11 protein-coding genes are annotated in these 12668 nt (G+C 41.7%); 7 read left to right on the plus strand and 4 right to left on the minus strand.

What is annotated here, in order from left to right; translation table 11 throughout:
* The first annotated feature begins 269 nt into the window (after positions 1–269).
* Together rimJ and murJ are read left to right on the plus strand one after the other, a co-directional pair.
* The gene (gene rimJ / locus PSF09_RS06375) at positions 270–857 is read left to right on the plus strand and encodes a ribosomal protein S5-alanine N-acetyltransferase (protein WP_272664990.1); all 588 of its coding nucleotides are present in this window, start codon (positions 270–272) and stop codon (positions 855–857) included.
* Positions 858–940: 83 nt separating this feature from the next.
* Positions 941–2479, plus strand: a complete 1539-nt coding sequence (murJ, locus tag PSF09_RS06380; RefSeq protein WP_272683635.1) for a murein biosynthesis integral membrane protein MurJ — start codon at positions 941–943, stop codon at positions 2477–2479.
* 233 nt (positions 2480–2712) lie between these two features.
* On the opposite strand, the gene argS is transcribed toward murJ, so the two are convergent.
* On the minus strand, positions 2713–4443 hold the full coding sequence (gene argS / locus PSF09_RS06385) for an arginine--tRNA ligase (protein ID WP_272683636.1): 1731 nt from the start codon (positions 4441–4443) through the stop codon (positions 2713–2715).
* Positions 4444–4609: 166 nt separating this feature from the next.
* On the opposite strand from argS, the gene PSF09_RS06390 reads away from it, so the two are divergent.
* The 5 genes from PSF09_RS06390 (at position 4610) to PSF09_RS06410 (ending at position 10237) form a co-directional block, all read left to right on the plus strand.
* Positions 4610–5164: a VOC family protein gene (locus PSF09_RS06390; protein ID WP_272664987.1), complete on the plus strand. Its 555-nt coding sequence runs from the start codon at positions 4610–4612 to the stop codon at positions 5162–5164.
* A 190-nt stretch (positions 5165–5354) separates the two neighbouring features.
* The gene (gene cutC / locus PSF09_RS06395; protein WP_210835595.1) at positions 5355–6116 is read left to right on the plus strand and encodes a copper homeostasis protein CutC; all 762 of its coding nucleotides are present in this window, start codon (positions 5355–5357) and stop codon (positions 6114–6116) included.
* Between the two features lie 291 nt (positions 6117–6407).
* Positions 6408–8831, plus strand: coding sequence for a DMSO/selenate family reductase complex A subunit (locus PSF09_RS06400; protein ID WP_272664985.1), 2424 nt, complete (start codon positions 6408–6410; stop codon positions 8829–8831).
* 10 nt (positions 8832–8841) lie between these two features.
* A complete protein-coding gene (locus PSF09_RS06405; RefSeq protein WP_272683637.1) occupies positions 8842–9459 on the plus strand; it encodes a DMSO/selenate family reductase complex B subunit in 618 nt (205 codons plus the stop codon).
* A gap of 1 nt (position 9460) precedes the next feature.
* A complete protein-coding gene (locus PSF09_RS06410; protein WP_272683638.1) occupies positions 9461–10237 on the plus strand; it encodes a dimethyl sulfoxide reductase anchor subunit family protein in 777 nt (258 codons plus the stop codon).
* Between the two features lie 61 nt (positions 10238–10298).
* On the opposite strand, the gene cmoB is transcribed toward PSF09_RS06410, so the two are convergent.
* The 3 genes from cmoB to PSF09_RS06425 all read right to left on the minus strand — a co-directional run bounded on the left by cmoB (position 10299) and on the right by PSF09_RS06425 (position 12552).
* On the minus strand, positions 10299–11270 hold the full coding sequence (cmoB, locus tag PSF09_RS06415; protein ID WP_210835603.1) for a tRNA 5-methoxyuridine(34)/uridine 5-oxyacetic acid(34) synthase CmoB: 972 nt from the start codon (positions 11268–11270) through the stop codon (positions 10299–10301).
* A gap of 2 nt (positions 11271–11272) precedes the next feature.
* A complete protein-coding gene (gene cmoA, locus PSF09_RS06420; protein ID WP_210835605.1) occupies positions 11273–12022 on the minus strand; it encodes a carboxy-S-adenosyl-L-methionine synthase CmoA in 750 nt (249 codons plus the stop codon).
* A 131-nt stretch (positions 12023–12153) separates the two neighbouring features.
* Positions 12154–12552, minus strand: coding sequence for an MAPEG family protein (locus PSF09_RS06425; protein WP_004255048.1), 399 nt, complete (start codon positions 12550–12552; stop codon positions 12154–12156).
* Positions 12553–12668: the final 116 nt, after the last annotated feature.

Below are 12668 nucleotides of genomic sequence, written 5' to 3' on the forward strand. Positions count from 1 at the left end.
ATGACGGTGTTGACTGCGTTCGGCTAGTTGGGGCACATACTCATGTATGCTCCCCAATTATCCTCGCTGGTCGCCTAGCCACAGAGCGAATTATTTAGAATATTATTAATTATCAAAACATATACTGTTGGCGATTTTAGCGATGTATTCACATTTTAATTTTCAGAACATATTTTTCGTCAGCGCATTGTAAGCTACACTTTAACTTTCTAAGTTATTGGCTTGGAACTAGAGAAAATATCTGGCTTTTTATTAATTAAGGGTTAACGATGTTTGGTTATCGTTCAAATGTACCGAAAGTGCGCCTTGTCACTGATAGAATGGTTATTCGTTTGACTTATGAGCGTGATAATTATCGACTAGCTGATTATTACAGCCTGAACAAAGACTTTTTAATTCCGTGGGAACCCATCAGGGATAACTCACATTACCAGCCTGCGGGCTGGCAGAATCGGTTACAAGTCATGAATGAAATGCATCGAGAAGGAAGTGCCTTCCATTTCTTACTATTAGACAAAGAAGAAAACGAAGTCATGGGGGTAGCGAACTTTAGTAATGTATTGCGTGGCTCATTTCATGCATGCTATCTAGGTTATTCACTGGGTCAAAAATGGCAAGGCCAAGGCCTAATGCACGAGGCGTTAACTCAAGCTATCCGTTATATGCAGCAACACCAAAAAATGCACCGAATTATGGCAAATTATATGCCTCATAATATGCGTAGTGGTAATTTATTGACTAAGCTTGGCTTTGAACGAGAAGGCTATGCAAAGCAATACTTACAAATCAACGGTGAATGGCGTGACCATGTATTGACGGCACTGACAGATAACACGTGGGTGCTGAATAAAGCCTAAATTCCTAATTTACTTTTCAATCGTAGTCAGTTGCAGTGCACACTGTTAAACTGATGCGATTGTATTCTTTTAGTCTATCAATCATGAATTTATTAAAATCATTGGCGGCAGTAAGCTCCATGACCATGATGTCTCGTGTGCTTGGCTTTATTCGTGACGCCATTATCGCTCGGGTTTTTGGTGCAGGAGCGGCTGCAGACGCCTTTTTTGTCGCATTTAAATTACCGAATCTTTTACGTCGAATTTTTGCCGAGGGGGCGTTTTCACAGGCGTTTGTTCCCATACTTGCGGAATACAAGAACCAACAGGGAGAGGAAGCTACCCGTACATTTGTCGCCTATATTGCTGGGATGCTAACCCTTGCTTTGGCGATTGTGACTATCCTTGGCATGATAGCTGCTCCTTGGATCATTTATGTCACCGCTCCTGGATTTACCGACGACGCTGATAAATTTGCGCTGACTACTGACCTTTTACGGGTCACATTCCCTTATATTTTTCTGATTTCACTGGTCTCCCTCGCTGGGGCAATTCTCAATACTTGGAACCGTTTTTCGGTTCCGGCATTCGCGCCGACATTGCTCAATGTCAGTATGATCATTTTTGCCGCTTTTGCCGCCCCATACTTTAATCCACCCATTATGTCATTGGCATGGGCGGTGCTGGTTGGTGGTGTTTTACAGCTAGTCTATCAGCTCCCGTACCTTAAAAAGGTGGGTATGTTAGTGTTACCGCGCTTGTCATTTCGTGATAGTGGGGTTTGGCGTGTAATGAAAATGATGGGGCCTGCCATTATTGGGGTCTCTGTTGCTCAAATTTCTTTAATTATCAATACAATATTCGCCTCTTTTTTGCAATCTGGTTCAGTATCATGGATGTATTACGCCGATAGGCTAATGGAATTGCCATCTGGAGTACTTGGTGTGGCTCTCGGAACGATTTTATTGCCTTCACTCGCGAAAAGCTTCACGAGCGGTAATCAAAATGAGTATCGCCAATTGATGGACTGGGGGTTACGCCTTTGTTTGTTATTAGCCTTACCATGTGCGTTAGGGTTGGCAATACTCTCTGAAGCATTAACGGTGTCTTTATTCCAATACGGTAATTTTACCGCGCATGACTCATTAATGACGCAATATGCTTTAATTGCCTATTGTGTCGGTTTAACGGGGATGATTTTGGTGAAAATTTTGGCACCGGGCTTTTATTCACGCCAAGATATTCGTACGCCTGTGAAAATTGCGATTGTCACTTTAATATTAACGCAATTGATGAACTTAGCTTTTATTGGCCCATTGCAACATGCTGGCTTAGCCTTGTCTATTGGGTTAGCGGCCTGTTTTAATGCAGGAGTCCTTTATTGGCAATTGCGCAAGCAAGATATTTTTCAGCCTTTAGCGGGTTGGAAAGGGTTTATATTTAAATTATTGATAGCCTTAATTGTAATGGGAGTCGTGCTATTTGGTGTCTTACATTTTATGCCATCTTGGCAAGAAGGTAATATGCTGATGCGTATGCTACGTTTGATAGGTGTCGTAATTGTTGGTGCGGGAAGCTATTTCGTTGCTTTATACGTGCTTGGGTTCCGCCCTCGTGACTTTATGAAACGTAGTATTGCGTAACGAATAATAAGCACATCAATAAACATTAAGCCCAAAATTTTGGGCTTTTTTTGTCTCTCAGATCTATTCATTTAAGTTATTGATGGCGGTTGATTTATTTGGAATTTGCTTCTGGGTGATCTTGCAATGAAAAGTTAGGTGAAGGGTGGAAATTGGCGTTAATACTTGCTTTGTAGCACAAACAAAAACGGCTCACCGAAGTGAACCGTTAACAGACAACCTATTGATTTGAACTACATTCTTTCAACGGTTTCAATACCCAGTGTGTCTAAGCCCGTTTTTAACGTTCTTTGGGTTAATGCAGCCAATTTCAAGCGGCTTTGGCGCTGTGCTTCGTCATCAGCTGACAAGATAGGGCAGTGCTCATAGAAACCAGAGAATAAACCTGCTAATTCATATAAATAAGCACACATAACATGAGGTGTACCATCACGAGCGACAGTTAGAATGGTTTCTTCAAACTGTAATAAACGTGTCGCAAGTGCAATTTCACGAGGGTCTTGTAATGAAATAGGCAGAGTTAAGTCTGCATGGGTTAAATTGGCTTTCTTGAAAATAGAAGCCACACGAGTATACGCATATTGCATATACGGAGCGGTATTTCCTTCGAAAGCTAACATGTTGTCCCAATCAAAAATATAATCCGTCGTTCTGTTTTTGGATAAATCAGCGTACTTAACCGCACCAATACCGACCACATTTGCGATGTTAAGTAATTCATCTTCAGGCATATCCGGGTTTTTCTCACGGATCAATGCTTGAGCGCGTTCAACCGCTTCATCAAGCAAGTCTGATAAACGAACAGTACCACCAGTACGAGTCTTAAACGGTTTGCCATCTTTACCTAGCATCATACCGAACATATGGTGCTCAAGCGCCATTGATTCAGGGATATAACCTGCTTTACGGACGATGGTCCATGCTTGCATCAAATGTTGATGTTGGCGTGAGTCAATATAGTAAAGTGAGCGGTCAGCATGTAAGGTTTCATAACGGTATTTAGCACAGGCAATATCGGTTGTTGTATACAAGAAGCCACCATCTTTTTTCTGGACGATCACGCCCATAGGTTCGCCTTCTTTATTTTTAAATTCATCAAGGAAAACAACCGTTGCGCCTTCACTCTCAACCGCTAAACCTTTAGCTTTTAAATCTGCAACAATACCCGGTAGCATGCTGTTATATAAGCTTTCACCCATCACGTCATCTTCAGTTAAGGTGACGTTTAAGCGGCGGTAGGTTTCTTGGTTTTGTTGCATGGTGATATCAACCAATTTACGCCACATTTGGCGGCAATACTCATCACCGGATTGCAATTTCACCACATAACCACGTGCGCGTACCGCGAACTCTTCATCTTCGTCGTAGTGCTTTTTGGCTTCACGGTAAAATTCTTCGAGGTCTGCAAGTGCCATATCCGTGGCATCTTCATTTTGTACTTTTTCGAGATAGGCAATTAACATACCAAATTGCGTACCCCAATCACCGACGTGATTGGCTCGAATGACTTTATGACCAATAAATTCTTGAGTACGTGCCGCAGCATCACCAATAATGGTTGAACGCAAGTGACCCACGTGCATTTGTTTTGCGACATTAGGCGCTGAATAGTCAATAACAATCGTTTCAGACTCGACTGGCGCGATGCCTAAGCGCTGTGAAGCTAATGCTTCTTCAACATGCTTTTCAACCCAAGTTGGCTCAAGGAAGATATTAATAAAGCCAGGGCCTGCAATTTCAACTTTGCTGGCAATCCCTTCTAAATCTAAGTGATTAACAAGCTGTTCTGCCAGTTGTCGCGGAGCTAGCCCCATCTTTTTAGCCGCGCCCATCACTCCATTAGCTTGGTAGTCACCAAACTGAGCTTTAGCGGATTGACGCACAAGTGCATCGCTGCCTTCTGGAGCACCCGCTGCTAACATCGCAGCACTAATTTTATCTGAAAGAATCGCCTGAATATTCACCGAATTACCTTAAATTACGAACATAGTTACCGCATTGTGCCATCACATGCGCATAACTAAAAGGTGGAAGAGAAAAATCGGCAGGTTTTATACCACATTTTGGGGCTCTCATGCTACAGTCTGCGTCATTGTTTAGCAGATAAGTTTTTGTAAAGGGGGGCTTTAAGTGCCACAGTTTAGCAAAATTTCGCAATTACAAGATTTATGGGATGACCTACCTGTATTTATTCGTAAATTACAACAGATGGCGCAGGAGATAAACCTATCATTGTCATCCTTTCCGATAGACCATATTTCAGTGCGCTGTCATCATCTTGCAACTGCAGAACGTTGGCACCAAGGATTACTGCAATGTGCGCAACTTTTATCTGACAATGTAATTAATGGTCGGCCGATTCGTTTATATGAGCTAAGCGAGCCGTTAAACATCGTAGGTCAAGATGTATTTATGATTGAATTACCTTTCCCAAAAGACAAAATTTACCCGAAAGAAAGCTGGGAACATATTGAAATGGTAATTGATGTTGAGCCAAGTGAGCTAGAAACCGCGGCATTCCAGTTGCTGCTTGATCCTTTACCCCAAGGATACCGACTGAAGATGAGCCAGCCTAAAGGGCAGCAAGAAAGGTTGCCAAATCCAACATTAGCAGTGTCAAATGGTGAAATAACCGTAAAATACCATCCATTCCCGCTAAAAAAGATAATTGAAAGTGAAAAATAAGTGATGTAATTAACGTTATTGATCAATAGTTCTCGTTAACTTTTGGCGGTGTGATATCCATCCGATAACATTTTTTAATAAATGGCATTATTAGCCGAATTGTTAACGTTTAACATTAAATCTTTTCATTATTTTTGGGCACATTGGGCACATAAAGTAGGTGTTTTATTGCTCTATTTCGGAGGTTGTGATGGCAAAACTGGAAATCTGTTGTTTTGGAATTGAATGCGCCCAAGTGGCCCAAGAGTATGGTGCAGATCGTATCGAGCTTTGCTCTGGCGCCGCTGATGGTGGCTTAACACCCAGTTATGGCTACCTGAAACTGGCAAAAGAAAAACTGCATATTCCAGTTCATCCTATTATTCGTCCTCGTGGTGGTGATTTTTGCTATAACATCAGTGAATTTGACGTGATCCGTGAAGATTTAATTATGATTAAGGAAATGGGTTTTCCAGGCGCTGTTATCGGTATATTGGATAGCGAAGGGCGCATTGATATCAACAGGATGCACACGTTGATGGAAATAGCACAGGGGATGAATATTACCTTCCACCGTGCATTTGATATGTGTATTAACCCATTGTTAGCTTTAGAACAATTAAAGGAACTCGGCGTAGCTCGCATTTTAACCTCTGGGCAGCAACAAAGCGCGGAGCTAGGTTTACCGCTCTTGAAAGAGCTACATGAAAAAAGCCAGCAAATTAATGGCCCACAAATAATGGCGGGTGCGGGCGTACGTTTGGCCAATTTAAGTAAATTTATGGAAATCGGCTTATCTGAGGTACACAGTTCCGCAGGGAAAACGGTACCATCAACCATGAGTTACCGCAAAGTGGGCGTGACAATGGCCTCTAATAGTGAATCAGATGAATTTACTCATTATTGTGTGGATGGTCCTACGGTCGAAGCGATGAAGGACTTTATTTCTATTACAGAAAAAGTTTCTGTTTAATTGCTGCTGGCCTCAATACACGGCTTTGATATAGAAATTTTACATAGCTTGTTATTCTTTAAGGAAAATCAATTCGTTGGTTTTCCTTATTGTTTTTTAGTCATCAATTAGTTTAATGTCATTAAAATAGCCAATAAGAAGACTAAAAATATGATTTATTTATCATTAATGGTTTAATTATTGCTTGTGTTGATACATGTCAATTAACCCTTATTTTTATAAGGCTACTATCTAATTACTATAAGAATACTAAGTAATTCAATTTATAATAATTAATAAGGTAGCAATGTAATGATCAATAAAATCAGGGAAAAAGCGCTGAGTCGGCGACAGTTTATTCAGGCTTCTGCCTCTGTCGCTACGACAACGGCTATCGTCAGCTCCATCTCACTACCTTTTTCCGCTCAAGCAACACCAACCATCACAATCCAACCCGATGAAGTCAGCGAAAAAATCAAATACAGCGCATGCTTAGTCAATTGTGGCAGTCGCTGCCCACTCAAAGTACATGTAAAAGATGATGTCATTACTCGTATATCGAATGAAACCATGTATGACGACACACAGTTTGGTTTGCACCAAATACGCCCTTGTTTAAGAGGGCGTTCTGTTCGCTGGAAAACCTATAACCCAGACCGCTTGAAATACCCGTTATTGCGTACAGGTAAACGGGGAGAAGGAAAATTTAAACGGATCAGTTGGGATGAAGCCACGACGATTGTGGCACAAAAACTGCGCTCAACCATTGATACATATGGCAATGAAGCGATTTATTATCAGTATGGTTCAGGATCTACCGGTGCTAATTTACAAGGGCGTAATGCCTGTAAGCGGTTACTAAGCCAACTCGGAGGGTTTCTTGACCAACATGGAACCTACTCGACTGCACAAATAAACGGCGTTATTCCATATGTTTATGGCAAGTTGGATGATTCACTGTTGTCTGAAATAGCCAATAGCGATTTAGTGGTGATGTTTGGCCATAATATCGCGGAAACACGGATGTCCGGTGGCGGCCAATTCTACGAAACCCTAAAAGCATTAGAAAAAAGCCAAGCTAAAGTCATTATTATTGACCCGCGTCGCACCGATAGCGTGACAACGCTAGGCGCTGAATGGATCCCGATTTATCCGGGTACTGACGGTGCGCTTGTGGCTGCGATTATCCATACATTGATTAAAGAACAATTAACAGATGAAGACTTTCTAGCGAAATACTGTGTGGGTTGGGATAACCAGACACTCCCTGAGTCCGCAGCCAAAAATGGCTCATATAAGGATTATATTTTAGGGCTAGGTGATGATGGTATTGAAAAAACACCGCAGTGGGCTAGCCAAATTACAGGCGTCTCACCAGTTCGAATTATTCAACTGGCTCGTGAGTTAGGTAATGCGAAAGCCGCGTGGATTTCTCAAGGTTGGGGATTACAAAGGACGGCATCGGGTGAACAAGCTGCACGGGCTGTGATGATGTTACCGATTGTCACGGGGCACATTGGACGTCCAGGAACGAATGCCGGAGGATGGGGAGGAAACGTGGCGTATTCTGTGCCAGGTTTTGCTATTCCAAACCCAGTTAAAACCAAGATTCCGTGTTTTATGTGGACAGATGCGATTGTGCGTGGAACCGAAATGACTGCGACAAATTCAACTCTGTTGGGTAAAGAACGTCTTGAAACGAATGTGAAATTTTTATGGCACTATGCGAGTAATGTCACGGGTAACCAACATTCTGACCTAAACAAAACCCACAAAATTCTAACAGATGAGTCTTTATGCGAATTTATTTTGGTGTGGGATACGCATATGACGGCATCGACTAAATATGCGGATTTAATTTTACCTGATGTGACCAGTGTTGAATCAAATGATTTAATTAATAACTCATATGCCAGCGGTGCTTATCACTATGCTATTCGCCTACAAAATGCGATTACCCCATTATGGGAGTGTCGCCAATCTTATGATGTTTTAACTGATATTGCTGAAAAACTGGGTATTAAAGACCAATTTACCGAAGGTCGTACTCATGAGCAGTGGATAGAACATTGCTATAACCTGATGCGAGAAAAAAATCCCCATTTGCCCTCGTTCGAAGAAACGAATGACATGGGAATTGTTGATAGAAAATTGGCAAACAGTGCAGATTATATAGCATTAAAACCATTCAGAGATTCACCTGAAACCGCGCCATTGCCAACACCATCGGGTAAAATTGAAATTTATTCAGAAAGGCTCGCTAAGATAGCGAAAGAGTGGGAATACCCTGCTGACCAGCGGATCCCTGCTGTACCTGAATATTGTGTAAATACTGAAGGCGTTGAAAATAAGCAAGCTAAACAAAAATATCCACTGCAAATGACAGGCTATCATGATAAAGGCCATGCGCATTCTTCATATTTTAATATTGCAATGCTGCGCGAAGCCGTTCCTCACCAGTATTGGATTAACCCAATTGATGCGTCGGCTCGTGGTATTCAGGATGGTGATATTACTGAAATTTTCAATGACCGTGGGCGTATGCATATTAAAGCAAAAGTGACGGAGCGCGTATTACCTGGTGTGATTGCAGTCCCGCAAGGTGCTTGGCGAGAAGTCAATGAGGAGGGGGTCGATATTGGTGGTTGTATTAATACACTAACGACACAACAGCCTTCCGCTCTTGTTAAAGGAAATCCACAACATACTAACTTAGTTGACGTGAAACGTGCATAAGGAGTGACGAATGAAACAGTATGGTTTTTATTTTGACTCAACAAAATGCACAGGGTGTAAAACGTGTCAGGTGAGTTGTAAGGATGAAAAAGACCTTGATTTAGGGCCTAAATTTCGTCGGGTATACGAGTTTGGTGGTGGAGCATGGCAACAACAAGAGGGGATATGGCAACAGAATGTTTATAACTACTATCTATCGATTTCCTGTAATCATTGTTCTAACCCAACCTGTGTTGCGGGATGCCCAACTGGTGCGATGCACAAACGTGAACAAGACGGACTAGTGGTGGTCGACCAAACCATTTGTGTGGGATGTCGCTACTGCGAGTTACGTTGCCCATACGGTGCACCACAGTATGACGAAAAGAAAAAATTGATGAGTAAATGCGATGGATGCTATGAACGCGTCGAAAAAGGGATGAAACCCGTTTGTGTTGAATCTTGCCCACAACGCGCATTGGACTTTGATGATATCAACATCCTTCGCGAGCGCCATGGCAATATTAGTGGGATTGCTCCCATGCCAAACCCATCTCTTACTAATCCTAATATTGTCATTAAGCCGCATAAAGATGCTAAACCTTGTGGTGACAAGAGCGGGAAATTACAAAACCCAGCAGAGGTATAACATGCACGAACTTCCACTCGTTTTTTTCACCGTATTGGGGCAATCGGCAGCAGGTTTATATTTATTGGCGTATGCGAGCCGAAAACTGGGGATGTTGAGCGAGAACCAATTGCGTCATACCAATATAGCGGCATTTGTCATCATGATCATTGCGCTAGTCATTGGTGGATTACACGTTGGGCAGCCTCTACGCTTCTTTAATATGCTTTTAGGCGTAGGCCGCTCACCAATGAGTAATGAAGCTTTACTCAGTGGTATTTTTGTCGCTTTTGGGGCTGCAACTTTATTATTCACCTTATTGATTAAAAATAAAGTGTTGAGTGAACTGTGTAATATTGCCACGGTGATTTTTGGTTTGGCATTCGTATGGTCAATTCCTCAAGTTTATAATATTGCCACAGTAGCCAATTGGTTTACTGTTTTCACGACATTACAAATGTGGATGACACTGTTAGTGGCTGGTGGCGCGTTAGCCATTCTATTCGGCGTTCAGCGGTTAGGGGCGATGGCATTTTTGATTGGTTCAATTATTATTTTTGCTACTCGCGCGGCTTATGTATCATTTTTAGGGGAGACAGGGCCAGAGATTAGCGCCGAGCAAGCTGGTTTTTGGAGTTTCCAATTAGTCGTCTTAGCGGTGATGCTGTTTGTTTATCCGGCTCTGCTATATCGAGGAAGAAATTCATCCGTACTATTAGGCCTATGTGCGCTAGCGGTTATTTTAGCCGAGTTATCTGGCCGAATTGCCTTCTATAATTTATGGCAAATAACAATGTAATCGCTTGTTAACTACCATGATAATAAATGCCTATGACTTGATTGCCATAGGCATTTTATCTTTATGGCTTACGCGCAACTAAAATTGCACGTAGTGGTGCGGGGTAACCTTCGATAGTTTTAGTTTTATCATTGGGGTCTAAAAATTCAGCTAATGAATCTGTTTTCATCCATTGTGTGCGGCGTTGCTCTTCCAAAGAAGTTACTTCTTGGTCAACAATTCGGACATCGACAAAACCACATTTCTCTAACCAAACTTTGAGCATTTTAGCGGAAGGAATAAAATAGACATTACGCATTTGGGCATAGCGCTCACCGGGGATCAAACACTGAAACTCATCCCCCTCAATAACCAGGCTCTCTAAAACCAATTCTCCTTCGCTGACTAATTGGTTTTTAAGTTGCCATAAATGGTCGAGTGGTGAACGGCGGTGGTAAAGTACACCCATTGAGAACACAGTATCAAATGCTTTCAATTCAGGTAGTTGTTCAATACCTAAAGGTAACAAGTGGGCACGTTGGTCATCGCCTAATAGCTTTCTTACTGCTTCAAATTGGCATAAAAATAATTCCGTTGGGTCTATCCCAACGACAAATTTGGCCTCTTGCCCTAACATACGCCACATATGATAACCGCTGCCACAACCGACATCTAAGATATAACGGTCTTTTAGTGATGAAATATGGGGGAGTACGCGATCCCATTTCCAATCGGAGCGCCATTCAGTATCAATATTGACACCATAGAGAGAAAATGGACCTTTGCGCCATGGCATTAATTGTTGAAGAATATTATTTAAGCGCCGAGTTTCGCCTGCAGTGAGCTCGGGTTCACGTGTCGCTGTCACGCTATGACGTAAATCCAAATCAGTAGGAACCATAATTGGCAGGTTATCTAGCATTTTTTCCCATGAAGAAAAGCCACCATGTAACCCTTGTTTTTTCCATTCTGAAAGTTGTGCTGGAAGCGTTTCAAGCCAATGACTTAGCGGGCCAACGGCAATTTGTTGGTAAAAACGACCAAAATCAATCATGCCTAGACCTCTTTGATGGCTAACAGTGAACCAAAATTAAAGCACTGGAACCAAACTTCACAGTGAGTAAAACCGGCACTTTTTAAACGAGCTTTATGTGCATCAACAGAATCTGTGAGCATTACGTTTTCTAACATGCTACGTTTTTGGCTGATTTCTAATTCGCTATAGCCATTTGCTCGTTTAAAATCGTGGTGCATATTGAATAATAACTCACCGATTTCTTTGTCTTCGAAGTTAAACTTCTCGGAAAGGACTAAAATACCGCCGGGTTGTAGCCCTTGATATATTTTACTGAGTAATAATTGGCGATCATCTGGGTTGAGAAATTGTAAAGTAAAATTGAGCACAACCATGGAAGCATTTTCGATATTTACATCACGAATATCACCTTCTATAACGTCAACCGGTGTATCCGCCCGATAGGCATCAATATGGCGTCGGCAACGTTCAACCATAGCAGGAGAGTTATCAACAGCAATAATTTTGCTTTTTTCTACTGTAATATTACGCCTTATAGATAAGGTTGCTGCACCTAAAGAGCAGCCTAAATCGTAAACATGGCTGTTGGGTTTGACAAAACGACCCGCTAGCATGCCAATCATCGTAATAATATTAGAGTACCCTGGAACGGAGCGTTGAATCATATCAGGGAATACTTCAGCCACTTTTTCATCGAATTGCCAGTCACCAAGGTTAGCGATAGGCGCAGAGAAAAGGCGATCTTTTGAGGTTGGATCTGAGTTTGACATAAGTTCTGTATTAAGCAAAAACAAAAGTAGTAAAGGATTGTATCAGAAAGGCTGTCTACTGAAAATCAATCCATAAGCAATGAAATAATGAGCGGCACATTAATAACACGTGCCGTTACAGAGAGTAAAAACTATAGATTAAATGAAACGATTTGCAGCCAAGGTAGGTAATACGTATTGGCGATAACCATCAGTGCCATTGCAAGGTAAGTTGCGACCATGCCTGAACGGCGATATGAGTAATCGTGATTTTTCAAACCATAAGAGTGCAGTATTCGACCAGCAATTAAGATCAGGCCACAAATATGAATCATCCACACTTGTGCGCCATTCATTTCCATTAAAAGCAGTAAAATTAATGAGATGGGAATGTATTCGATGGCATTACCATGAACGCGGATTGCGGTTTGCAACTCATAAAAACCGCCATCACCATAAGCTATACGGTATTGATTACGCAGCTTCACAACATTTAAGGATAATCTAAGCAGCAGTAAGGCACCCAGTACAGCATACAAAGAGCTGACCATTTTTTACTCCACCATAAAACGAATCAAACTATGAAAACACCTAAAAATATAAGTTATAGTAATGGGTATTAACAATATTTTGTGAATTGTAAATCCTAAAAAGCCGTTAGACAAAT

It is taken from the genome of Providencia sp. PROV141, assembly GCF_028481645.1.
Taxonomy (GTDB): domain Bacteria; phylum Pseudomonadota; class Gammaproteobacteria; order Enterobacterales; family Enterobacteriaceae; genus Providencia; species Providencia rettgeri.

Excerpts from the sequence above, each read along its gene's own strand:
- rimJ (WP_272664990.1), top strand. The coding sequence starts at position 270 with ATGTTTGGTTATCGTTCAAATGTACCGAAAGTGCGCCTTGTCACTGAT.
- murJ (WP_272683635.1), top strand. The coding sequence starts at position 941 with ATGAATTTATTAAAATCATTGGCGGCAGTAAGCTCCATGACCATGATG.
- cutC (WP_210835595.1), top strand. The coding sequence starts at position 5,355 with ATGGCAAAACTGGAAATCTGTTGTTTTGGAATTGAATGCGCCCAAGTG.
- PSF09_RS06400 (WP_272664985.1), top strand. The coding sequence starts at position 6,408 with ATGATCAATAAAATCAGGGAAAAAGCGCTGAGTCGGCGACAGTTTATT.
- PSF09_RS06405 (WP_272683637.1), top strand. The coding sequence starts at position 8,842 with ATGAAACAGTATGGTTTTTATTTTGACTCAACAAAATGCACAGGGTGT.
- PSF09_RS06410 (WP_272683638.1), top strand. The coding sequence starts at position 9,461 with ATGCACGAACTTCCACTCGTTTTTTTCACCGTATTGGGGCAATCGGCA.
- cmoB (WP_210835603.1), bottom strand. The coding sequence starts at position 11,270 with ATGATTGATTTTGGTCGTTTTTACCAACAAATTGCCGTTGGCCCGCTA.
- cmoA (WP_210835605.1), bottom strand. The coding sequence starts at position 12,022 with ATGTCAAACTCAGATCCAACCTCAAAAGATCGCCTTTTCTCTGCGCCT.
- PSF09_RS06425 (WP_004255048.1), bottom strand. The coding sequence starts at position 12,552 with ATGGTCAGCTCTTTGTATGCTGTACTGGGTGCCTTACTGCTGCTTAGA.